This window comes from Streptomyces sp. NPDC048606, from assembly GCF_040650855.1.
Lineage (GTDB): Bacteria > Actinomycetota > Actinomycetes > Streptomycetales > Streptomycetaceae > Streptomyces.
In genome coordinates, this window is the sequence record NZ_JBEZIB010000013.1 from 65,869 (window position 1) to 87,293 (window position 21,425).

At 74.3% G+C, this 21,425-nt stretch carries 19 protein-coding genes; 8 read left to right on the forward strand and 11 right to left on the reverse strand.

Translation table 11 applies throughout. From position 1 onward, the window contains the following. Positions 1–86: 86 nt before the first annotated feature. Positions 87–899: an inositol monophosphatase family protein gene (locus AB0D01_RS16570; RefSeq protein WP_363055881.1), complete on the forward strand. Its 813-nt coding sequence runs from the start codon at positions 87–89 to the stop codon at positions 897–899. A gap of 49 nt (positions 900–948) precedes the next feature. After that, positions 949–1,599 (forward strand): NAD(P)-binding domain-containing protein, encoded by a 651-nt coding sequence (locus AB0D01_RS16575; RefSeq protein WP_363055882.1) that lies wholly within the window; start codon positions 949–951, stop codon positions 1,597–1,599. Positions 1,600–1,623: 24 nt separating this feature from the next. Here AB0D01_RS16575 and AB0D01_RS16580 read toward each other — a convergent pair whose 3' ends face one another. Further along, a complete protein-coding gene (locus AB0D01_RS16580; RefSeq protein ID WP_363056013.1) occupies positions 1,624–2,556 on the reverse strand; it encodes a chlorophyllase in 933 nt (310 codons plus the stop codon). A gap of 238 nt (positions 2,557–2,794) precedes the next feature. On the opposite strand from AB0D01_RS16580, the gene AB0D01_RS16585 reads away from it, so the two are divergent. Next, positions 2,795–3,382 carry a TetR/AcrR family transcriptional regulator gene (locus AB0D01_RS16585; RefSeq protein ID WP_363055883.1) on the forward strand — a complete coding sequence of 196 codons (588 nt, stop codon included), beginning with the start codon at positions 2,795–2,797 and terminating at the stop codon, positions 3,380–3,382. Positions 3,383–3,450: 68 nt separating this feature from the next. Here the strand turns inward: AB0D01_RS16585 and AB0D01_RS16590 are convergent, their stop codons facing one another. The 4 genes from AB0D01_RS16590 to AB0D01_RS16605 all read right to left on the reverse strand — a co-directional run bounded on the left by AB0D01_RS16590 (position 3,451) and on the right by AB0D01_RS16605 (position 7,735). After that, a complete protein-coding gene (locus AB0D01_RS16590; protein ID WP_363055884.1) occupies positions 3,451–4,344 on the reverse strand; it encodes a D-hexose-6-phosphate mutarotase in 894 nt (297 codons plus the stop codon). 120 nt (positions 4,345–4,464) lie between these two features. Further along, positions 4,465–4,908: an SRPBCC family protein gene (locus AB0D01_RS16595; protein WP_363055885.1), complete on the reverse strand. Its 444-nt coding sequence runs from the start codon at positions 4,906–4,908 to the stop codon at positions 4,465–4,467. Between the two features lie 164 nt (positions 4,909–5,072). After that, on the reverse strand, positions 5,073–6,410 hold the full coding sequence (locus AB0D01_RS16600) for a carotenoid oxygenase family protein (protein ID WP_363055886.1): 1,338 nt from the start codon (positions 6,408–6,410) through the stop codon (positions 5,073–5,075). Between the two features lie 2 nt (positions 6,411–6,412). Further along, positions 6,413–7,735, reverse strand: a complete 1,323-nt coding sequence (locus AB0D01_RS16605) for an MFS transporter (RefSeq protein WP_363055887.1) — start codon at positions 7,733–7,735, stop codon at positions 6,413–6,415. 207 nt (positions 7,736–7,942) lie between these two features. Between AB0D01_RS16605 and AB0D01_RS16610 the strand changes: the two genes are divergently transcribed. Then, complete coding sequence (locus AB0D01_RS16610) at positions 7,943–10,609, forward strand: LuxR family transcriptional regulator (RefSeq protein WP_363055888.1); 2,667 nt, start codon at positions 7,943–7,945, stop codon at positions 10,607–10,609. Here AB0D01_RS16610 and AB0D01_RS16615 read toward each other — a convergent pair. Next, on the reverse strand, positions 10,571–10,948 hold the full coding sequence (locus tag AB0D01_RS16615; protein ID WP_363055889.1) for a DUF2255 family protein: 378 nt from the start codon (positions 10,946–10,948) through the stop codon (positions 10,571–10,573). The genes AB0D01_RS16610 and AB0D01_RS16615 overlap by 39 nt on opposite strands. A 188-nt stretch (positions 10,949–11,136) precedes the next feature. On the opposite strand from AB0D01_RS16615, the gene AB0D01_RS16620 reads away from it, so the two are divergent. Then, positions 11,137–11,946, forward strand: a complete 810-nt coding sequence (locus AB0D01_RS16620) for a hypothetical protein (protein ID WP_363055890.1) — start codon at positions 11,137–11,139, stop codon at positions 11,944–11,946. Between the two features lie 108 nt (positions 11,947–12,054). Then, positions 12,055–13,821 carry an FAD-dependent oxidoreductase gene (locus tag AB0D01_RS16625; RefSeq protein ID WP_363055891.1) on the forward strand — a complete coding sequence of 589 codons (1,767 nt, stop codon included), beginning with the start codon at positions 12,055–12,057 and terminating at the stop codon, positions 13,819–13,821. On the opposite strand, the gene AB0D01_RS16630 is transcribed toward AB0D01_RS16625, so the two are convergent. From AB0D01_RS16630 to AB0D01_RS16650, 5 genes are all read right to left on the reverse strand, one after another. After that, entirely contained in the window at positions 13,802–14,947 is a 1,146-nt protein-coding gene (locus AB0D01_RS16630) for a polyprenyl synthetase family protein (RefSeq protein ID WP_363055892.1), read from the reverse strand. The genes AB0D01_RS16625 and AB0D01_RS16630 overlap by 20 nt on opposite strands. Positions 14,948–15,040: 93 nt before the next feature. After that, complete coding sequence (locus AB0D01_RS16635; protein WP_363055893.1) at positions 15,041–15,766, reverse strand: hypothetical protein; 726 nt, start codon at positions 15,764–15,766, stop codon at positions 15,041–15,043. Continuing rightward, positions 15,763–16,953 (reverse strand): 2-isopropylmalate synthase, encoded by a 1,191-nt coding sequence (locus AB0D01_RS16640; RefSeq protein WP_363055894.1) that lies wholly within the window; start codon positions 16,951–16,953, stop codon positions 15,763–15,765. Before AB0D01_RS16640 ends, AB0D01_RS16635 begins: the two co-directional genes overlap by 4 nt. Positions 16,954–17,270: 317 nt before the next feature. Further along, entirely contained in the window at positions 17,271–17,507 is a 237-nt protein-coding gene (locus tag AB0D01_RS16645) for a hypothetical protein (protein WP_363055895.1), read from the reverse strand. Between the two features lie 184 nt (positions 17,508–17,691). Further along, positions 17,692–18,672, reverse strand: a complete 981-nt coding sequence (locus tag AB0D01_RS16650; RefSeq protein ID WP_363055896.1) for a WYL domain-containing protein — start codon at positions 18,670–18,672, stop codon at positions 17,692–17,694. 91 nt (positions 18,673–18,763) lie between these two features. Between AB0D01_RS16650 and AB0D01_RS16655 the strand changes: the two genes are divergently transcribed. Both AB0D01_RS16655 and AB0D01_RS16660 read left to right on the forward strand, forming a co-directional pair. Next, positions 18,764–19,480, forward strand: a complete 717-nt coding sequence (locus AB0D01_RS16655) for an NAD(P)-binding domain-containing protein (RefSeq protein WP_363055897.1) — start codon at positions 18,764–18,766, stop codon at positions 19,478–19,480. 515 nt (positions 19,481–19,995) lie between these two features. Then, positions 19,996–21,351, forward strand: coding sequence for an ankyrin repeat domain-containing protein (locus tag AB0D01_RS16660; protein WP_363055898.1), 1,356 nt, complete (start codon positions 19,996–19,998; stop codon positions 21,349–21,351). Positions 21,352–21,425: the final 74 nt, after the last annotated feature.

The following is a 21,425-nucleotide window of genomic DNA, read 5'->3' on the forward strand; positions in this document are numbered from 1 at the left end:
ATGATCGGGCGGCCTACCTTCGAAGTGCGGGGAACGGAACGACCGCCCCGCCCCCTCCTCTTCGAACGATCCCCAGGGAGCCCGCCATGAGCACAGCCATGCCTTTCGACGCCGGTACGACGCTCCTGTCGGACGTGACGGCCGCGGTGCGGACCGCCGGCCGCACGCTGCTCGACCGCCACACCCCGCACGCCAGGGGCGTGAGCCTGGACGAGGTCGTCGCCGAGATCCACGCCAACGACGACGCGGTGCTGGACGTGCTGCGCGAACCCCTGCTGCGGGCCAGGCCGGGTTCGCGGTGGGCCGAGGACGAGCTGGCCGGCGGCGCGCTCCCGCCGGGGGAGTGGTGGGTCGTCGACCCGGCCGAGGGCAACATCAACCACGTCCACGGCATGGAGGAATGGGCCGTCACCGCCACCCTGGTCCGCGACAACCGGCCGGTGCTCACCGTCGTCCACCTGCCGCTGAACGGCGACACCTACACCGCGGTCGCCGGCGGCGGCGCACACCTCAACGGCCGTGCCCTGAAGGTGTCCGCCAAGACCGACCTGGGCGCCGCGCTCAGCGGCACCGGCCAGGCCCGGCCCGGCGAGGACGAGCGCACCTACCGGCGGATCGGCGACTCCGTCACCGCCATGCTCCTGAGCGGTCTGGTCGTGCGCGTGTCCGTGCCCGCGACGATGCAGCTCATCCACGTCGCCGCCGGGCGCACGGACGCGTTCTGGCAGTTCTCCGACGTCCGCTCCGGGCTGGTCGCCGGCGCCCTGCTGGTCTCCGAGGCCGGAGGCACCGTCACCGACCTGGCGGGCGAGCCCTGGTCCACCGCCGGCCGCGACTTCCTGGCCGCCGCCCCCGGGATCCACGCGGCCGCCCTGAAGGTCCTCTCGCCCCTCGCCTGACCCCACGCGTCCCCCTTCCCCACCCCGAGACCGCAAGGAGCACCCCCGCATGACCCGCATCGGCATCCTGGGCACCGGCCGCGTCGCCACCCACCTCGCCGCCGGCCTCACCTCGGCCGGACACCGCGTCACACTCGGCACCCGCGACCCCGAAGGCCGCGCCGCCCGCGCCACCGGGCTCGCGCCGGAGTCGTCGATCGCCTTCGCCGACCACCGCACCACCGCCCGCACCGCGGACGTCGTGATCAACGCGACGCCCGGCGACGGCTCCCTGGAACGCCTCGCCGAGCTGCGCACCGAACTCGCGGGCAAGATCCTGGTCGACGTCTCCAACGCCACCCGCGACGCCGCCGACGGCCTGCCCGGAGACCTCTGCCATCCCGGCGGCAGCCTCGCGGAGGAACTCCAGGCCGCGCTGCCCGACACCCACGTGGTCAAGACCCTCAACACCATGCTGTTCACGGTCATGACCGCCCCCGAAACCCTCGCCGTCCCGCCGACCGCCTACCTCTCGGGCGACGACGAACACGCGAAGAGGACCGTCACCGACCTGCTCGGCGACCTGGGCTGGCATCCCGAACAGATCGAGGACCTCGGCGACATCACCACGGCCCGTGCCACCGAGGCCATGGTCCTGATCGTCCCCCACGTCCTGCGCCGACACGGCTTCAGGCCCTTCGCGGTCTCGCTGGCCCGCTGACCGGCCGGGCCCGGACCGCGCGGCTCACTTGGATATCAGTCGCCCCACCGCGCCGGGCCCGGTCGTCAGCGCCGTGTGGGTGGCCCGCCAGGCGTCGTCGCCGGGGTGGAGCCGGGTGCGCAGGTACGCGGCGGTGAGGCGGGCGAGGGCGGCGACCCGCTCGGGGCTCTCGTCGGTGGTCTCGGCGGCGTCGTATCCGGCGATGCCGCCGAGTCCGTGCTCCGCGTCGAACAGGGTGAGCAGGGATTTGGGGCCGGGGGCGAGGGTGTAGGGGTCGGCGTGCCAGGCGGGGCCCATGTCCGTGAAGTGTCGGGGGTCGTCCTTGTCGCCCGTGACGACCAGCGTGGGCGTGGTCATGGTGGAGAAGTCGACGGCGCCGATGATCGGCCACTGCGCGGCCATGGGTCCGTTGAAGACTTCGCCGCCCCTGCCGGGAGGTGCGAGCAGTACGCCGGCCTTGACGCGCGGTTCGAGGAGGCGCACCACGTCCCCGGTGTCGGGATCGGTGAGTCCGGCGCCCAGCAGGAGGGCGGCCGTGAAGCCGCCGAGCGAGTGTCCGGCGAGGGCGACCTTGGTCGGGTCGATCCGTCCGGCGAGTCGCGGGACGGCGTCCTCGATCACGTCGAGCCGGTCGAGGACGTGGCTCATGTCCTCGGCGCGGGAGCGCCAGAAGTCGGGTGCTCCGGGGGCGTTCGCGACGAGGGCGGTCAGCGTCCTGGACGTGAGGTGCGTGGGCTGGACGACGACGAATCCGTGCGCCGCCCAGAAGTCGGCCAGCGGCGCGTACCCGTTGAGCGAGGAGAGGTGGTGCGAGGGGCCGTGGCCGTGCGAGAGGAGGAGGACGGGGAGGCCGGTGCCCGTCAGGGGCGCGGAGACGCGCACCTGGAGGTCCACGGGACGTCCGGGCACGGACAGGGTGACGGGGCTGAGGGACAGGACCGGGACGGGCGCCCCCAAGGCGTCCGCGTCGGCGGTCGCGGGACGGGTGGCGGTGGTGGTGGACGTGCTGGACGTGCTCACGGTATTGGCTCCCTTTCGGTGGCGCCTGCCACCCGCCGGACTCTGCCGGTGGTGGGCGGACAAGGCGGTCAGGGGGCTGCGTTTCGGCTAAGCTGAAACGGAGCGCTGCTCCATTTACTATCCGGAGCGCTGCTCCGTTTTGTCAACCGGTGTCGACGGAGAACGGGAGAACGTGATGGCCGCCGAGGGTCCTGCGGGGGACGCGCCGTCCCGAGGCAAGCGGGCCGACGCCCAGCGCAACCGGGAGACGGTGCTCGCCGCCGCGGCCGAGGAGTTCGTCTCCTCCGGCGTCGACGCGCCGATCCGCCGCATCGCGGCCCGGGCGGGCGTCGGGATGGCCACGATCTACCGGCACTTCCCCACCCGGGCGGACCTTGTCACCGCCGTGTACCGGCACCAGATCGAGGCCTGCGCCGAAGCCGGCCCGAACCTGCTGGCGCAGGCCCCGTCCCCGCTGGAGGCGCTGCGCCTGTGGGTCGACCTCTTCGTCGACTTCCTCGTCACCAAGCACGGACTCGCGGACGCCCTCCGCTCCGACGACGACCGCTTCGCCGCGCTGCACGCCCACTTCCTCGACCGCCTGCTGCCCGTATGCGCCCAACTCCTCGACGCCGCCGTCGAGTCCGGCGACATCAGGCCCGGTACGCAGCCCTACGAACTGATGCGCGGCATCGGCAACCTCTGCGTCGGCCGCGACGACGACCCCCGCTACGACCCGAGACGCCTGATCGCCCTGCTCCTGCGGGGACTCCAGCACCCCTAGGGCCTGATCTCACCGAACCCGCACGCGGCCCCGTCCCCGGTGGTGGGGGCGGGGCCGCGCGGGGTGCGTCAGGCGTCGGGGAGCAGGCGCAGGGTGAGGGCCAGTCGCCCGGGGCGGCCTGCCGTCGCCTCGATGGGGGTGTTGATCCGCGCGGTCTCCACGCACAGGAAGTGGCGGTAGTCCTCGTCCGTCAGGTCGGCCATGGAGGCCGACAACTCCGGGCCCGGGTTCCAGACCACGACGTCGCCGGCCTGGTCGTGCGTCACCTCGATGGCCCGGCCGAGGGTCCTGTCGTCGATGACGGTGGTCTTCTCGGGCCGGGTGTAGACCCGTTCGACGTGGCCCTCGGGCGTCACCGCGCCGCCGGCGTCCACCACGTCCTCGGCGAGGAGGTTGTCGCGGTACGGGGCGCCGAGGCCGGTGACCTCCGCCGTGCCGAGGTCTCCGATCGGCAGGTAGGTGTGCAGGGCGGCCGTGGCGACGAACTCGCCGTGTGCCTCGATCTCGACGTCGCACGCCGCACCGAGCCTGATGCGCGTGTCCAGGGTGAACTCGTGCGGCCACAGCGCGAGCGTCGCCTCGGAATCCCGCAGGCGAAGGGTCAGCAGGACCGAGTCCTCGTCGCTGTCGTGCTCCACCAGCTCCCACAGGAGGTTGCGGGCGAAGCCGTGCGAGGGGAGCGAGGGGGACGCGGCGGGCCCGAACCAGGGCCAGCACAGGGGTACGCCGCCCCGGATGGGCTTGCCCGCCTGCCAGCCGGCCCGCTCGCCCAGCCACAGGCCGGGCGCGGAACCCGTCGGCTGCCAGGCGATCAGCTGGCCTCCCTGGAGGCTGACCACGCCCCGCACGCGCGGGTGGTCGACCACCACGACCGGGATCTCGCCGATCCGGCGGAGGGTCACCGAGTCGGACAGCCGCTCGGTGACGGCCAGGCTGAAGAATGCGGAAAGTTCGTCGCTCATGCCCCGACTCTCGACAACCGATGGCGAGCTGGTCAAATCCGGCGTTCGTCAAGGCCGCGACGAAGGGCCCGCCTCCCGCCGCGGCAGGAGGCGGGCCCGAGCCGGCCGGGTGCCGGGGTGCTATTCCGCGGCCTTCTTCAGCGCCTTCAGCCACGAGACGAGCGAGTCGTCGAGCGCGGCCGCGAGGTGGGCGCGGTCGGCCTCGACGGGGGCGCCCGCCCAGGACTCCCGGGTGTGGACCACGACCGCGTCGCCTTCCTGGGTGAACGTCCACTCGTGCACGCCGGTGATGCCGTGCGCGGGGCCGCCCCACAGGATCCGGTGCCGGGCCTCGTCGACCGCGTAGACGGTGGAGTCGATGGTCAGTCCCGCCGTCACCCAGTGGAAGGTGGCGCCGGGTGCGACGGGGCCGTCGAGGCGGGCCTCGGTGATGTCGTGCTGCCAGTCGGGCCACAGGCCGATGTCGGTGTGCAGCTCCCACACCCGCTCCAGGGGAGCGGCGATCCGGATGGTGTGGTCGGCGATGACGGGCGCGTTCTCGTCGATGGTGGTGGGGTAGGTCATGACGACTCCTCGGTGTGGGTCGGTGTGGGTGGGTGTGGGTCGGGGTGAGCCGCCGCCGGTTTCGGCAGGGGCGCCATGCGAGGGGGAGGGGGCCCGGGCCGCCGCTGCGGGGGAATCAGGGGCGGCCCGGGCGGTCGGTGGGTGGCCGGCGCGCGGCCGGTCGGTCAGACGCTGTGGTCGGTGTCGGGGATCCAGTGGCCGTGGATGCCGGCGGGCACCCGTCGGGGGAGTTCCACGGCGGCCACGGTGCTGAGGTCGCCCGCGTCCAGGACGAGCAGCTCCGAGGCATCGGCGGTCAGGTCGCTGACGATGGTGAGCAGGTAGCCGTCGTCCTCGGACGTGCCGCCCTCGGCGGGTGCGAAGACGGCCTCGCCCGGCATCCGGCCCTCACCGTGCGCCAGCAGCCTCTCCTTCCCCGTCCGGGTGTCGAACTTGACGGTGTGGTAGCCCGACAGGCCCGCGCCCGGGAAGGCGATGGCGTAGCTGTAGCGGTAGTCGGCGCCGGTGTGGGCGTCGTTGATCGACGGGAACTCGGTGACCAGCCCGTTCAGGGGCTCGGAGGTGACCTTGCCGCCGACCGGGTCGATGACCCAGCGGTGGAACGTCGACCCGGTCGCCGGGCTCGCGCCGAACCCGGGGGCGCCGACCCACCACTTCCACGAACTCTCCCAGGCGGAACGGTCGAAGGACGGCGCCTCCAGGACGATCCGGCCCAGCGCGTCGGTGTAGGCGTTGGCCACGTGCAGCAGCGCCGCCTGGTCGGGCACCTCGAACCAGCGGGCCGGGCCCCCGGCGCGCGGCACCACGCCGAGGCGCAGCGGGACGTCGTCGTGCCAGCGGTAGGGGATGCCGGAGTGTTCCGCGTGGTCGAAGACGACCGGCGAGGAGATGAAGACGACGTGTTCGCGGGTGATGGCGAAGTCGTGCATGAGGGAGGGGCCGGCGCCGTCGATCACCTCCGAGCGGATGATCGCTCCGGAGGCGTCGGCCACGTAGTAGGTCAGGTAAGGAGGGAAGGGACCGTAGCCGAAGAAGTGCAGTTCGCCGGTGACCGGGTCCTCCTTGGGGTGGGCGGTCATCGCGCCGGTGAGCCTGCCGCCGAAGTCGTGGACCCCGATCGTCTCCAGGTCGGCGCTGACCTCGTAGGGCAGGTTCGCCTCCTGAAGGGCCAGGTAACGGCCCCCGTGGAAGATGATGTTGGTGGCGGCGGCGCTGACGTCGAGCTCGGTCCCCGTGAACGGCACGCCGTCCAGGAAGGGGGTGCGTACCCAGCGGTTGCGGTACCACTCGGCCCGCCCGTCCTTCAGCCGGATCCCGTGGAGCATGCCCTCGCCCCGGAACCAGTGGCTGGGCGTGATGCCCGGCTTGGGGTTGTGCCCGTTGCGGAAGTAGCGGCCGTTCAGCTCGGGCGGGAGGGTGCCGCGCACCTTCAGGTCGCGACCGGTGATCTCGTCGGTGACGGGGGCGAAGTGGCCGCTGAGGTAGGGCTTGTCGAGCGTCATGGTCAGGCCTTTCGGGTGGACCGCGCCGGGAGGGCGGACAGGAGGGAGATCACGAGGGTCAGGGCGGCGCAGGCCAGGAAGGCCGAGCCGATGGAGGGGAGCAGGGTCAGGAAGGACAGTCCGACGGCGCCGCCGATCTGCCGGGTGGCGTTGACCAGACCGCCGGCCAGGCCGTTGTCGGAGGCGGCGACGCCCGCCGAGGACAGCGCGGTGAGCCGTACGAAGGCCACCCCGAGCCCGGCGCCGATCAGGAGCGTGGGCCCGAGCAGGTCCACGGGGAAGCTGCCGTCGGCCGGCGTCCGCGACAGCCAGGCCAGACCGACCGCGAGGACAGCCAGCCCCGCCGGCAGGACCGCGCGGCCGGACAGCCGCCCGGTGGCCCACGAGGCAAGGCTGATCACGATCGCGAGGGGCAGCTGGGTCAGCCCCGCCTCCAACGGCGTGTAGCCGAGGACGCGTTGCTGGTAGAGCGGCAGGAAGTAGAACAGGCCGAGCCAGACCGCGCCCAACAGCGCCATCAGCACACCGGGCAGCGCCACCACCTTCATGCGCGCCGGCAACAGCGGCTCGGGAGCCCGGCGCTGGAGCACAACGAACACCCCGAGCAGCACCAGTCCGGCCACGGCGATCACCCAGGGGCCCGACAGCCCGTAGGTGAGGGCGACCAGCCCCGCCGTCACCGTCACCGCACCCGGCAAGTCCAGGCTTCCGCCGCGCGGCCGGTCGGCTCCGACGAGCCGCCACGTCGCCACCAGGACGGCCAGGGCGAGCGGCACCATCACCACGAACACCGCACGCCACCCGTACAGGCTCGTCAGCACCCCGCCCAGCAGGACACCGGCCGCCCCGCCGGCCCCGGAGACCGCGCCCCACACCCCGAGGGCGGTGCCGCGCGCCCTGCCGCCCGGATGGAGCGTCAGGACGAGGGCCAGCGCCGTGGGCGCCAGCAGCGCCGCGCCGACGCCCTGCACCGCCCGGCTGACGATCAGCGTCGTCGCCGTGGGCGCCAGCGCCGCCCCGAGGGAGGAGGCGGCGAACAGCCCGACGCCGGTGAGGAACACCCGGCGCAACCCGTACACGTCGCCCGCCCGCCCACCGGCCAACAGCAGGGCGCCGAAGGCGAGGACGTAGGCGTTGACCGTCCAGGCCTGGGCCGTGTCGGACAGTTCGAGCCCGGCCCGGATACGGGGGAGGGCGACGTTCACGATCGAGGCGCTCAGTACGACGAGGAACTGGGCCGTGGCCAGGACGACCAGCGGTGTCCATCCGGTGGCGGTCCGCGGCGCCGGGTCGGTGCCGGTCGGTTGCGGTGCGGTGCGGTTCATGGCTCAACCCTCGCGGCGGGCGCCCCCCGCTCGCGTCGGTGGTCATCACCTATAGGCGACGCGGGCGCCGTAGGTGTCGCCCGCGCGCCCGGTGCCCGCCCCGGGCCCGCCTCGGGCTCGCCCCGGGCCCGCCCGGAGGGGAGGGCAGGAGCGGAACAGGCCGTTCCCGGATTCCCCTGGCGCGCACCACCGCATAGGTTGGCGATCATGCCCGCAACGCACACGTACGCCGACGTACTGATCGGTCGACAGGACGAGACACGCCGGCTCGAAGCGCTGCTCGACGCGGCCCGCGAGGGCCGGGGCGGCGCCCTGCTCCTGCGGGGTGAGCCGGGCATCGGCAAGAGCGCGCTGCTGGACCACCTGCACCGCGCGGCGAACGGATTCCTCGTCATGCGGGCGTCCGGCGCCGAGTTCGAGAGCGAACTGCCCTTCGCCGCACTGCACCAACTGCTGGCGCCGACCACCGGCCGGCTGACGGACCTGCCCGCACCGCACCGCACCGCGCTCCAGGTCGCCTTCGGCCTCGACACCGGCACCCCCGACCCCTTCCTCGTCGGCGTCGGATCCCTGGGCCTGCTCACCGAGACGGCGGCCGAACGCCCCCTCCTGTGCGTCGTCGACGACGCACAGTGGCTGGACCGGGAGTCCGCCAAGGCGCTCGCCTTCCTGGCCCGCCGCGTCGCGGCCGAGCCCATCGCCCTCGTCTTCGCCGCCCGCGAGGCGAACACCCTGCCCGAACTCGCCGGGATGCCCACCCACCACCTGACCGGACTCGGCGAAGCGGACGCCCGCGCGCTGCTGGCCACGGCGGTCCGCGCACCCCTGGACGAGCGGGTACGCGACCGGATCCTGGCCGAATCACGCGGCAACCCCCTCGCCCTGGTGGAGCTGCCCCGGACCGCCGGCCTCGCCGGAATGGCGGGCGGGTTCGCGCAGCCCGACTCGGTGCCCGCCGTGATCGAGCAGAGCTTCCGCTCCCGCCTGGAGCTCCTCGCACCGCCCGCCCGCCTCCTGGTCACCGTCGCCGCCGCCGACCCGATCGGGGACCCCGGCCTGCTGTGGCGCGCGGCCGAACTGCTCCGCATCGACCCCGCCGTGGCGGGCACCGTCCCCCTCGTCGACTTCGGCACCCGCATCCGCTTCAGCCACCCCCTCGCCCGCTCCGCCGCCTACCGGGCCGCCGCACCGCAGGACCGACGCCGGGCCCACGAGGCACTCGCCGCCGCCACCGACCCGATCGCCGACCCCGACCGACTGGCCTGGCACCGCGCCCAGGCCGCCGCCGGCCCCGACGAGCAGGTCGCCGCCGCGCTCGAAACCTCCGCCACCCGAGCCCGGGAACGCGGCGGCCTCGCCGCCGCGGCGGCCTTCCTCGACCGCGCGGCGGCCCTCACCGCCGACCCCGACCGGCGGGCCGACCGCGCCCTTGCCGCCGCCCGGGCCAAGCTCGCGGCCGGCGAGTTCGACGCGGCGGCCGAACTGCTGACCACCGTGAGCGGCGACGATCCCGGCCGGGCCGCCGGCGCCGACCTGCTGCGCGGCAAGCTGTCGTTCGTCCGCCGCCGGGGCGACGAGGGCCCCACCGCCCACCTGCTGCGCGCCGCCGGCCGGCTGGCGGCCGGCGACCCCGCCCGGTCGCGGGAGTGCCACCTGGACGCCATCGAGATGGGCGTCCTCCTCGGCGACCTCGACCGGGTGGCGGAAGCCGCCCGCGAGGCCCCGGAGCCGGACGGGCCGGCGACCTCCGCGAGCAGGCTCCTGACCGGCGTGATCGCCCTGGCGGGCCAGGACCACCGGACGGCCGGAGAGATCCTCGGGCCCGTCATCGACGACCCCGACGACGAGGTCTGGGCCGCCCGCCCGTCGCTGGGCTACCTGCTGGCCGCCGAGTTCTGGAACTTCGACACCATGGACGCGATCGCCGCCCGTACCGTCGCCGCCGGCCGCCGCTCGGGCTCCTTCCATGCCCTGCCCATCGGACTGGCCATGCGGGCCACCACGACCGTGCACCGGGGCGACCTCGGCACCGCGACCGAGCTGATCTCCGAGGAAGAGGCGATCGCCGACGCCACCGGCGCCGCCCCCCTCGTCTACCCGCGCCTCCACCTGGCCGCGCTGCGCGGCCGACGCCAGGAGGCCCTCGACCTGTTCGCGTCCGTGGACCAGCGGATGAGCCTGAGCGTCCAGTGGGCGACGGCCGTGCTCGGCAACGGCCTGGCCGACTACCCGACCGCGCTGCGGGCCGCCCGACTGGCCGTCGAGCACGGCGCCGTCGGCACCGCCGGCCTCGTCCTGCCCGAGTTGGTCGAGGCGGCCGTACGCTGCGGCGAACCCGAGACCGCGGCGGCGGCGCTGGCCGCCCTGCGGGAACGCACCCGCGCGGGCCGGCACGCCTGGGGCCTGGGCGTCGAGGCCTACGCCCGCGCCCTGGTGACCGAGGACGAGAACGACTACCGGGAAGCCGTCGACCTCCTGGAGGGCGGCACCCTGACCGTCTACCGCGCCAGGGCCCACCTGCTGTACGGGGAATGGCTGCGCCGCCAGGGCCGGCGGCGCGACGCCCGCACCGCACTGCGCCGGGCGCACGAAGCGCTGTCCGACCTCGGCGTCGAGGCGTTCGCCGAACGCGCCGCCGGCGAACTGCGCGCCACCGGCGAGCAGGCGCGCAGCCGCACCTCGAAGGCCTCGGACCAACTGACGCTGCAGGAGGTGCACATCGCCCGCCTGGTCGCCGACGGAGCAACCTCCAAGGAAGTGGCGGCCAAACTCTTCCTCAGCCCCCGCACCGTCGACGCCCACCTGCGCAACATCTTCCGCAAGCTCGGACTCACCTCACGCAGGCAACTGCGCGACCTTCCCGACCTCCGTTAGGCACAGGGTGGTGGCCGCCGCCTCGGCCCCGTTCATCGACTCCACCGGACCGGGCCAGTGCAGCCCGTACTTGGCCCGGTAGGCCCCGGACACCCGCTCGACGAGGGCCGGATCCGTCACCGGCCGCAGCACGACCCCCAGCCGCACCCCGGCCGACGCCTCCACCTGCGTCTCGGCCCGCCGCAGGACCCGTCGGTACCAGGCACTGCGCCGCCCGAACGCGGAGCGCACGTACGCCTCCCCGTCGAGCACCACCACCCAGACCGTCCGGCCCGACCACCGCCCGGCGCCGTCCCGTACCCACAACACGATCTCCGTACGATCCACGTCACTTCCCATGGGGCCACCCTGGCGGCGCGGGCGCCCCCTACGCGTCGGTGGTCATCACCTAGGTGGGCGCCGCCGGGGGCCCGATCCGGACGCGGTGACGCGGTGCGTGGCCGAATCCGCGGGCCGGCGCGAACCGCCCCGCCTCGGGAGGATGGGCGTGCGGCCCGCACGGGCCGGTCGGGAGGACGGGGAGCCGAATGGGAACACGCGGGGGACGGTTGCGGGACCGCTGGGTCCGGGCGGGGGCGCGCGGCGCGGTCGCGATGGCGCTGGTGTGCACCGGGGTGGCGCTGGCCCCCTCGACGGTGGCGCGGGCCGCCTCGCCCGTGTGCGCGACGGACACGGGAGCCGCAGGGCTGGCGACCTCGCCGGTGGCGGGCACCCTGCTCTCCGTGGAACGGGCGGACGGCCGGATCGCGCAGCTCCAGCTCTTCTACGACGCCACCGCGACCAGGGGCCTGCCCTTCGTCTGGCATCGCGAGCAGCACGCACCGGGCGGCGCGTACGGGGGGTGGCAGCGGGTGAGCGCGGCCACCGTGGGCCCGAAGAGCCAGGCCATCGCGGCGATCGAGAACTCGGCGGGCAGGCTGGAACTGCTCTTCTCCACCTACGGTTCCTTCTGCCGCACGGTGCAGGACGACGCCGGCGCGGGCGGCTGGAGCCTCGCGGAGGGCTTCGGTCTCGCGCCGACGCCCTACCACGGCGGAGTCGTGCTGTTCAAGGAGCGCGACGGCAGCATCGACGCCTTCGCCTCCGGGAGCTACGGCGCCGGCGCGATGGAACTGCGCCACCAGCAGGACGCGGGCACCGGCTGGGGCCCGAAGCAGTCCCTGGGCCAGGTACCGGAAGCGGGCGTCGGACTGGGCCAACCCGGCCTGGTGGAACAACTGCCCGACGGCAGGCTGCGCGTGGTGGCGCGGGAGTGGAACAGGGACCGCACGTGGGAGGTCCGCCAATCGGCGCCGGGCGGTGGCTGGGGCCCCTGGCAGCTCACCACACCGCTCTAGGCCTCGCCCGCCCCCTCCCGGTGGTGTCCGACCGCACGGATGTGATGATCTTGCGTCCGGCGCGCCCGGGGCTTCCGTGCCGCGACGGCACGGAAGCGGGGGACGGGCATGGGGACGACGCGAGCGGGATCGCCGACCGGGCGGCGGGTGGTCGTGATCGGAGGCGGTCCGGCCGGCCTCACGGCGGCGATGGAACTGGCCGAACGCGGGTTCGCCGTGACGGTCGTCGAAGCCCGGGCCCTGGGCGGCAAGGCCCGCAGCATCCCCGTGCCCGGCACCGGCCGCGACGGGCGCCGTGACCTCCCCGGGGAGCACGGGTTCCGCTTCTTCCCCGGGTTCTACCGCAACGTCACGGAGACGATGGCGCGGATCCCGTCCCCCGGCGCCGGCCCGACCGGCCGTACCGTGGCGGACCGGCTGGTGGCCACCTCCGAGGTGCTCTACGCACGCGACCGGGGGCGCGACGGGGTGGTCGTGGACATCTCCGGCGGCCCCGGCACCCGCGACGTCGAGGCGACCCTGCGGGCCGTGGGCCGGCTGCTGGCGCGGACCCCGGGCCTCTCGCCCGAGGAGAGCGCCTACTTCGCCAACCGGCTCCTCGTGTTCGCCACCAGCGGCCGGGCCAGGCACGAAGACGAGTTCGAGAACACCTCCTGGTGGGACTTCGCCGCAGGGGCCACCGCCTCGGAGGAGTACCGGCGCCTGTGCGTCATCGGCCCGACGCGCACCCTGGTCGCGGCCAAGGCCGAGGTGGCCAGTGTGGAGTCCATCGGCCGCACCCAGATGGAGTTCTGGTCCGGCCTCCTCGGCGGAGCCGACCACGCCGAGGCGGACCGCGTCCTGGACGCGCCGACGACGGAGGCCTGGATCGGCCCCTGGGCGCACCACCTGCTCGGACTCGGCGTCCGGTTCCTCGTCGGACACCGGGTCACCCGACTGCTGACGGCGCGCGGCGCGGTACGGGCCGCCGCCGTCCGCACCCCCTCCGGAGCCCTGCGCGAGATCGAGGCCGACTGGTTCGTGTGCGCGGTCCCCGCCGAGGCCGCCGTACGGACACTCGGCCCGGAGGTGTGCGAACTCGACGAGTCCCTGACCGACATCGACCGCTTGGAGACGGACTGGATGTCCGGCGTCCAGTTCTTCCTGCGCGAGCCGACCCCGCTGGTGCGCGGGCACGTCATCCACGTGGACTCGCCCTGGGCCCTCACCTCCATCGCCCAGGCCCAGTTCTGGTCCGACGTCGACTTCCCCGACCGGTACGGCGACGGGACCGCGCGCGACTGCCTCTCGGTCGACGTCTCGGCGTGGGACGTACCGGGCCCGCTGACCGGCAAACCGGCCCGCGCGTGCACCCGGGAGGAGGTCATCCGGGAGGTCTGGCACCAGCTGACGGACTCGCTGCGCCGCGACGGACGGGAGCTGTTGTCCCCGGGCCTGGTGCACTCCTGCTTCACGGACCCCGCGATCCGCCGGCCCGCGAAGAGCGGGGAGCTCGCCCGCAACACGGAGCCGCTGCTGATCAGCACGGCCGGCTCCCGACGGTGGCGCCCCCGCCCCGCCGGCAAGGTGCCCAACCTCTTCCAGGCCGGCGACCACGTCGACGTCGACCTCAACCTCGCCACCATGGAGGCCGCCGACCAGAGCGCCAAGGCCGCCGTCAACGCCCTCCTCGCGACGGCCGGTACGCGGGCCCCCGACTGCGTCGTGCGCGGCCGCCCGCAGCCCGCCGAACTCGCCCGACTCCACAGCCTGGACGACACGTTGCACGCGGCGGGCCTCCCCAACGCCTTCGACCTCCCGGCCCCCTGGCTCCGCAGCCGCGAAGCGGCCGGCCGATCCGCCCCGACGCCCCGGATCAGTACGCGCGACCGGTGACGAACGCGGCCAAGGCCCTCAGATCGGCCCCGGCCGCCCGCGACGGCGGGCACACACGGGCGAGAGCGGCGAGCGCCGCCCGCTCGTGGGCCCGGGCCACCGCGCGGGAGACGGCCCGCGCCCCGCTGAGGTCGACGAGCCGCCGCACCTCTTCCTGCTGCGCGGGCGTCCACGGCCCGGACAGCGCGTACAGCTCGCGCAGCCGACGGGAGACCGCCGGGTCCGCCCGGGCCGGATCCGAGGACAGGGCCACGGCCACCGGGTGGGACTTCTTGCGGGCCGTCAGATCCGCGCCGACCGGTTTGCCGGTCACGGTCGGGTCGCCCCAGACGCCCAGGAGGTCATCGACGATCTGGAAGGCCGTGCCGAGGTGTTCCCCGAAGGCGGCGAGGTCATCGGCGGTGCCCGAGGCCGCCCCCAACGCGCAGGCGCAGGCGAACAGCGACGCGGTCTTGTCGGCGTGCACGCGAAGGGTGGCGGTGACCTCGGGGCACGCCTCGTCCTCCAGCGCGAGGTCCAGGGCCTGCCCCTGGAGCAGCCGTACGAGTGCCTCCCCGAGCAGGCCGGCGGAGCGCGAGGCCGCGCGCAGCACGCCGAGGTCGGGCACCGACGGGCCCGCGCCGGCATCGGCGCCGGCGTCCTCACCCGTGGCGGTGAACACCAGGTCGAGGGCGTGAGGGGTGAGGGCCGCGACGGCGTCCTCCACGGCGCCGGGTCCGAAGACGCGCCAGGCCGCGGGGCGCCCCCGGCGCAGCTCGTCCCCGTCCATCACGTCGTCGTGCATGAGGGAGAGCGTGTGGAGCAGCTCCACGGCGGCGGCCCCGGCCCGCAGGAGGGCGCTCCCGGCGCCATCCCCTTCGCCGCCGCTGTCGCCGTCGAGGGGGTTGCCGGTCGCCCGGGCGGCGGCGAACACGAGCGCCGCTCGTACGGCCTTGCCCCTGCCTCGCCCGTCCTCGGCGACCACCCTGCCCTCCGCGTCCCGCCCGCCCCACTGGTAGGCCAGCACCCGCGCCGAGGCCGGGTCCACCCGTTCCAGCAACGGAGCGATGACGGCGTCCGTACGGCGCCGGGCCTCGGCGAGGAGACCGCCGACCTCAAGAGAGGTGTCGGTGGGGGAGAGGTGCACGCGTACTCCGGAAGCGTCGGCGGGTCGGGTCGACTCCGGTCGACTCGGGTCGACTCGGTTCGGCCCGCGGCAGGTACCGCCGGCGGTACGAGGCTACCGAGAAGCCGCCGCGCCTCCCGTGGGTGTCGGCTCGACGTATCGGGCGCGCAGGTGCCGTAGGTAGTCGTCGGGGTGCGGGTAGGGGTGGTCCTGGGCGCCGTGACGGTGCAGACGCAGCCCTCCGTCGGGCGTCACGCGGACGGTGGTCGTCGCCCGCCGTTCCCGCGTACCGGCCTGTCGGGGCGCGGGCTCGGGATCCGCCAGGTGCAGGACCGGCACGGTGGGCGGGAACATCGCGAGGGCGCTGTCGGTGTCCCCGGCGGGTGGGTGCCCGGTGCGGTTGGCGCTGCTGACGTACAGCACCGGATGGTCGTCCAGCAGCGGGCGCAGCGGTCGCGGGCGGGCGCCGAACAGCAGCATCCATCCGTCCTTCACCGCCGGCTCCAGCCAGGAGGGGCGGGTCCCGCGCGCGTGCAGCGGCAGGAGGACGGTGAGGTGTTCCTCGGCCAGCAGGCGCAGGACCGTCCCACGGTGGTGCGGTGCCAGGTCCCACAGGTCGGTGAGGGTGTCGAGCGTCCCGGGGTGATGGGCCCACAGGGCGACGGGCTGCTCGGTCGGCCGGCGTTTGGCCCGGTTGACGGCGGTCGCGGTGGTCGCGGTGACGACGTGCGTGAGGGGCGCGGGATTGGGCAGCACGACCGCGCCGCCGTGGCGCAGCGCCCGGCGGGCCTCGGCCAGGTTCGCCGGTGCGCGGCCCGGTCCGCCCGCGGCGGCGTTCACCGGGCGCCTGCGACGTCGGTCCGGGTGAGGCCTTCGAGGTACGCGGCGAAGACGGCGTCGTCGGTCACGGCTTCTCCGGAGCGGTAGGCGCGGGTCTTGGCCCAGTCCATGGCGGCGCGCGTCCGCTCCGGATCGAGGGTGTGGCCGAGGCGGGCGGCGACGGCGCTGACGACGCGGGCGTTGGCGAGCTGGGTGAGGACCACGCGCGGTTCGACCCCCAGCACCTCGCGGGGGTCGTACGGCTGGAACAACTCGGGGTGGACGAAAGGGGTGCCGGTGGAGATGGTGCCGACACCCGTACCGACGATCGGCGTGGTGACGCCCAGGGGCGCGCCCGTCTCGTCGGCCACCATGCGCGCGATGCCGGGCAGCCGGGTCAGGACGGGGGCCGTCCACCACGGTGCGGCATCCGCTCCGAGCAGCTCCTCACCGTGCCGGGCGAGGAGGAAGAGCAGTTGCTCGGTGGCGACCATCCCGGCCCGCTCGGCGATGCCGAGCCAGGAACTCGACACCACCCGCACCCCGGCCGCCAGCGCCTGGAGGGTGTTGGCCAGGCCGAGCCCGAGGTCGTTGTGCAGGTGGGAGGCGAGCACCACCTCCGGGCCGCACGCCGCCCGGACGCGGGCGAACATGTCGTGGCAGGCCCGGGGGAGTTGCGATCCGACCGTGTCGGCCAGGATGACCAGGCCCGCACCGGCCTCGGTGAGGGCCTGGGCGTGATGGGCCACGAGCGCGGCGTCGGCGCGCGAGGCGTCGGCCAGACACACGTCCACGGCCAGGGTCTCGTCCCGATCGCGTGCCCGTTTGACCAGGTCGGCGGCGGCTTCGAGGGCCTGCGCGGCGCCGCGATGGACCATCACCCCCGCCATCGCGTCCGAAGCCGGGACCACCACCATCACCCGCGCGTCGCGGCTGCCGCGCACCGAGGCCACGGCCTGCTCCACGTCGCGGTCCACGCCACGGCACACCGCGGCCACGCTCACCGCGCCCTCGGCCTCCACCGCGACCTGCCGCACGGCCTCGAACTCCTCGGCGCACACCGCCGGGAAGCCCGCCGCGAACACGACGTGCCGCGGGCCGTCGGCGCCGAAGATCCGCCCCGTCTCGCGGGCCAGTCGCACTCGGAGGTCCGCCCGCATGAGCGTCTTGGCCTGGGCGCCGTCCCGCGCGGACTCCTCCCAGAACACGACCCGTCCCCTTCGGGCCGACTCCCGCACCGCATCCACTCCGCGCCACTTCCCTTCCGCCCGCCGACCGCCTGGTGGGGAAACGTTCTCCCGGGCGGGCGCCCCGTGGTCGTCCCGGGCCTGCGCCATCACCCGTTCGGGCGATGAGTCGGGCATGCCCGGGGTTTTACTCGGACGCCTGGGATATGTGCGTTCGCACGCGGTCGCCGACCGGAAGGCCCTCACCGTGCTGCGGTGCGCCACCACACGCGAGGGTGCCCCTCCGCTACGGGAGGGGCACATCACGTCGTCGGACGTCGTGGGGGCGGCGCCGCGTACTACGGGTGGAAGTGGTCGCGGCCGTCCTGGGCGAAGGCCAGGACCTGGTGGCCGCCGTACGAGGTCGCCGCGGCGCGGATCTCCGGCTTGCCCCCGGGGCCTCCTGTGGCGTCCGTCGACACGGACGGTACGCGGGGGGTGGTGGCGGGCGTGGCCGAGGCGATCGAGGCGGTACCGGCGATGCCGAGAGCGGCCAGGGTCAGGGTCGCGGTGGCGAGGGCACGGGAAACACGCATGATGTGAGGTCCTCCAGGACGACGGGGTCCATCGGTGCCGCACCGTGGTGTGGCGGACCCCAGGGGGTTGGGGGGTCTACGTCTGTTCTGCACCGACGCCTCCACGAAACCGCGGCTCCCACCCCTCCCGCGTCCTGCCATCGGCCCCCTGGCCGGATGAACGCCTGTCCTGCGTTCGGGATCCTCAGGGGCGGGGTGGCTCCGGGGCCGCCGCGGCGCGCAGCATCCGGTGGGCGGTGGCGCTCAGGTGGTCGAGGACGGCGGGGTCGGCGTCGAGGGCGTAGTCGACGTCGAGCCCGGCCAGCGTCCGGGCGATGCGGGACAGGTCGTCGTCGGAGGCGTCGACCCGGCAGGAGTTCCCGTCGAGGCGCCGGACGCGGGTGCCCAGTCCGCGGTTGCGGGCGCGGACGTCGTCGGCGCCGGCCCGGACGAGGGCGACGGCCCGGTAGCGGGTGGGCGCGGCCGAGATCCTGCGGGCGACGAACGCGGCGGCATCGCCGCCGGGGATCTCGCGCGGTGCGGCGCGCCGGCCGGTTTGGACGGGATCGGCGATGCGGTCCAGGCGGAAGATCCGCCAATCGGCCTTGTTCGTGTCGTGGGCCAGCAGGTACCACAGGCCACCCGAGGCGACCAGGTGGTGCGGCTCGACCCGGCGGGAGGTGCCGGCGCCGTCTCGGGCGGTGTAGTCGAAGGTGAGGATCTCGTGGCCGCGGCAGGCGACCGCGAGCGCGGCCAACAGGACCGGGTCGGCCCGTGGGCCGGACGTGTCCCAGGTGATCCCGGCGAGCGAGGTCTCCAGCGCGGCCACCCGGCCGCGCAGGCGGCGCGGCATGACCTGTTGCAGCTTGGCCAGGGCGCGCAACGCGGTCTCCTCGATCCCGGTCAGCCCGCCGGCCGAGGTGTGCAGGGACACGGCGATGGCCACGGCCTCCTCGTCGTCGAGGACCAGGGGCGGCACGTCCGAACCGGCGGCCAGCCGGTAGCCGCCGGTGTGCCCGCGAGCGCTGTCGATCACGTACCCGAGGCCGCGGAGCCGATCGACGTCGCGGCGGACGGTGCGCACGGTGACCGAGAGGCGTCGCGCCAGGTCGGCGCCCGACCACTCGCGGCGGGTCTGCAGCAGCGCCAGCAGCCGCAACGCGCGGCCGGTCATGTCGGTGGTCATGACGTCCACTGTGCCCGTGTCAAAGGACATCAGCTGTCCTGAAGCCCTCCTACCGTGAGAACCGTCGTCACGAACAAAACGGGAGGTTCACATGAAAATCGCTGTACTGGGTACCGGCGGCGGCGCCCGCGCCCACATCGCCAAGCTCGCCGACCTGGGCCACGAGGTCCACGTCGGCACGCGCGACGTGAACGCCACGCTCGCCCGCACCGAACCGGACGTGTTCGGAACGCCGCCGTTCGGCCCGTGGCTCGCCGGGCACCCGGACATCGAGCTGCACACCTTCGCCGACGCCGCCGACCGCTGCGAGCTGGTCATCAACGGCATCGACGGCCGCAACGCGGTGACCGCCCTCACGGCGATCGCCGGACGACTGCGGGGCAAGACGCTCATCGACTACGCGGTGCCCTACGTCTACGACCCCGACATCGAGCACCCGTGGCCCACCCCGTGGGGCGTGATGCCCACGCTCGATCCGTGCGACGGCGACAGCCTCGCCGAGCAGATCCAACGCGCCCTGCCCGACACCAAGGTCGTCAAGGCGTTCGTCACCCAGGAGCAGACCACCGTGGTCGACCCCGGCGCCATCGGCGGCGGTGACCACACCATGTTCATCGCGGGCGAGCACGCCGACGCCAAGCGGCAGGCCACCGACCTGCTGACGGCCTACGGCTGGCGCGACGTCCTCGACCTCGGCCCCCTGGTCGCCGCCCGCGGCATGGAGATGTACGCCCACATGCACTCCGCCATCGGCTTCGCCCTCGGCTTCGGCACCCACTTCGGCATCAAAGTCGTCCGAGGCGAGTAGGGAGCCCCGCCAGGAGGGTCACCCGGTCAGGCACGGACCACCGGCTGCCGCCGCAGTCGTCCCTCGGGAGTGTCAGTGACGCGTGCGACGGTGGGCGGATGGGATTCTTTGATGATCTTGCGATTGCCGATGAACCGGCCCTCGAACGCGCTGCCTTGATCTACTTGCGGCCGTCGTCGGAAGACGAGGACCAGGAGAGGCGGGAAACGGCGCGGGAAGAGCCGTACGAGCCGCCGGTCGACCGGTTCGTGCCCGCGCGGTTACCCCGGAGCGAAGTGGTCGGCTCCGGGCCGGAGACGCGGGTGATTCTGACGGGTTGGTCCGTGTGGCCGGGGTCGGTCACGTTGCACCTCTCGGTCTTCCGCAACGTCCGCCGCGAGGACGCGCCCACTGGTCGGCAGTCCGGGCTGAGGGTGGGGTTGTCGTTCTCCGACGGGCGGCGGGTGACTTCGCTGGACGGCATCGTCCACCGGAGCGGGCGGCCGGGCGAGCCGCCGATTCCCCAGGCGATCGGGTTGATCCCTCTGGACCCGGGCCTCCACCAGGCCCGCCGGTCCCTGTTCAGGACGGACGTGGACCTGTACCTGCGGGAGCTCCCGCCGCCGGGGAACGTCCGACTGGTGGTGGAGTGGCCGGACGAGGACGTACCCGAGACGCACACCCCGGTCGACGCAGCCGCCCTGCGCGCCGCTTCGGGCCGGGTGTTCGAGGTCTGGCCGGTGCTGGAGCGACCGGCTGCGGGCGCGGTGTCGGGCGGCTTCTGGATCGCCGAGCGAAGCGGACCACCGGGGTTCCTCGCGCCCGCGCCGACGCGGGACCAGCGCGAGAGGCTCCGCCGTGCGGAGAAGGCCCGGCAGCGTTACGTGCCGCGGGCCGACTGGGAGGGCATGTCGTACGGGGACTGGGCGGACGCGGACCTCGTCCGGACACGACTGGGGTCGGGCGCGCCGCCCGGCGCGGGCGTCGCACCGGCCGGTGACGGTACCGTTCCGCTGCACCTCGCGACGCAGGCGGGCGGCACGGAGTCGGTGAGGGCGCTCCTCTCCTCCGGGGCGGAGGCCGACGTTCGCGACGGCGAGGGGCACACGCCCCTGTGGTACGCCGTCCACCGCATGGACGAGACCACGATCCGCACCCTGATCGGCGCCGACGCGGACGTGTGGACCCCGCAGTCCGGTCCGTGGTCGCCGGGACGGCTGCTGCTCACGACGCCGCTCGCGCCGCTCGTCCGTGCCCTGCCGGGAGCGGTCGAGCTGTCTCCCGAAGAGGTCGCCGAGCAGGCGGAGGCGGACACGCTCATCGCGGCCTTCGCGGACCGGTCCTTGTGGACCGAGGGGCTCGGCATCGGCTTCGTGAAGGGCGTCGACGAGGACGAGTTGATCCGGCGGCTGGGCGCCGATCCCGCGAAGTGCCCGCCGGTGGATCGCGACGGCTCCCCGCCCTTCGACGGGTCGGACCACGACGAGGCCCTGCACCACGTCAGCGTGCGCGGCGTGGACGGCAGTCCGGGGGGCTGCCTGATCACGCAGGACGCGTCCATGCCGCGCGATGGCGCGCTGCTCGCGGCGATCTCGCGGGGAACCAGCGCGTACGGGGTGTATTTCAACCCCAAGGGCGGGACGTTCGGCACCTTGGCGGTCGATGGGGCCGTCGTCAGGTCCGAGGAGATCGGCATGCTGCGCGTCGCCTCGGATCCGGCCGCCTACTGGAGGTTCCGGTTCTGGCAGCGCGGGCGATCCTTCCCCGCCGGGGCCGAGGCCCTGGCCTACGCGTGCGCCGCGGCGGGGTTGCGCGTCGGCGGCGGCCCCGCGGTGCGAGGCTTGCGCACCCCGCACCGCTGGGTGGCGCTGCCGCCACACCTGCGGGGCTGACCGCGACGGCCGACGGGGCGGGGTCGGCTGCTGCGGGAGAATCGGCGGGTTGACTTTGACCCTGGGGGAGACCG

Bases quoted from the DNA above. Each gene is read 5' to 3' on its own strand.
- AB0D01_RS16570 (WP_363055881.1), top strand. From the start codon at position 87: ATGAGCACAGCCATGCCTTTCGACGCCGGTACGACGCTCCTGTCGGAC.
- AB0D01_RS16575 (WP_363055882.1), top strand. From the start codon at position 949: ATGACCCGCATCGGCATCCTGGGCACCGGCCGCGTCGCCACCCACCTC.
- AB0D01_RS16585 (WP_363055883.1), top strand. From the start codon at position 2,795: ATGGCCGCCGAGGGTCCTGCGGGGGACGCGCCGTCCCGAGGCAAGCGG.
- AB0D01_RS16590 (WP_363055884.1), bottom strand. From the start codon at position 4,344: ATGAGCGACGAACTTTCCGCATTCTTCAGCCTGGCCGTCACCGAGCGG.
- AB0D01_RS16595 (WP_363055885.1), bottom strand. From the start codon at position 4,908: ATGACCTACCCCACCACCATCGACGAGAACGCGCCCGTCATCGCCGAC.
- AB0D01_RS16600 (WP_363055886.1), bottom strand. From the start codon at position 6,410: ATGACGCTCGACAAGCCCTACCTCAGCGGCCACTTCGCCCCCGTCACC.
- AB0D01_RS16605 (WP_363055887.1), bottom strand. From the start codon at position 7,735: ATGAACCGCACCGCACCGCAACCGACCGGCACCGACCCGGCGCCGCGG.
- AB0D01_RS16610 (WP_363055888.1), top strand. From the start codon at position 7,943: ATGCCCGCAACGCACACGTACGCCGACGTACTGATCGGTCGACAGGAC.
- AB0D01_RS16615 (WP_363055889.1), bottom strand. From the start codon at position 10,948: ATGGGAAGTGACGTGGATCGTACGGAGATCGTGTTGTGGGTACGGGAC.
- AB0D01_RS16620 (WP_363055890.1), top strand. From the start codon at position 11,137: ATGGGAACACGCGGGGGACGGTTGCGGGACCGCTGGGTCCGGGCGGGG.
- AB0D01_RS16625 (WP_363055891.1), top strand. From the start codon at position 12,055: ATGGGGACGACGCGAGCGGGATCGCCGACCGGGCGGCGGGTGGTCGTG.
- AB0D01_RS16645 (WP_363055895.1), bottom strand. From the start codon at position 17,507: ATGCGTGTTTCCCGTGCCCTCGCCACCGCGACCCTGACCCTGGCCGCT.
- AB0D01_RS16650 (WP_363055896.1), bottom strand. From the start codon at position 18,672: ATGACCACCGACATGACCGGCCGCGCGTTGCGGCTGCTGGCGCTGCTG.
- AB0D01_RS16655 (WP_363055897.1), top strand. From the start codon at position 18,764: ATGAAAATCGCTGTACTGGGTACCGGCGGCGGCGCCCGCGCCCACATC.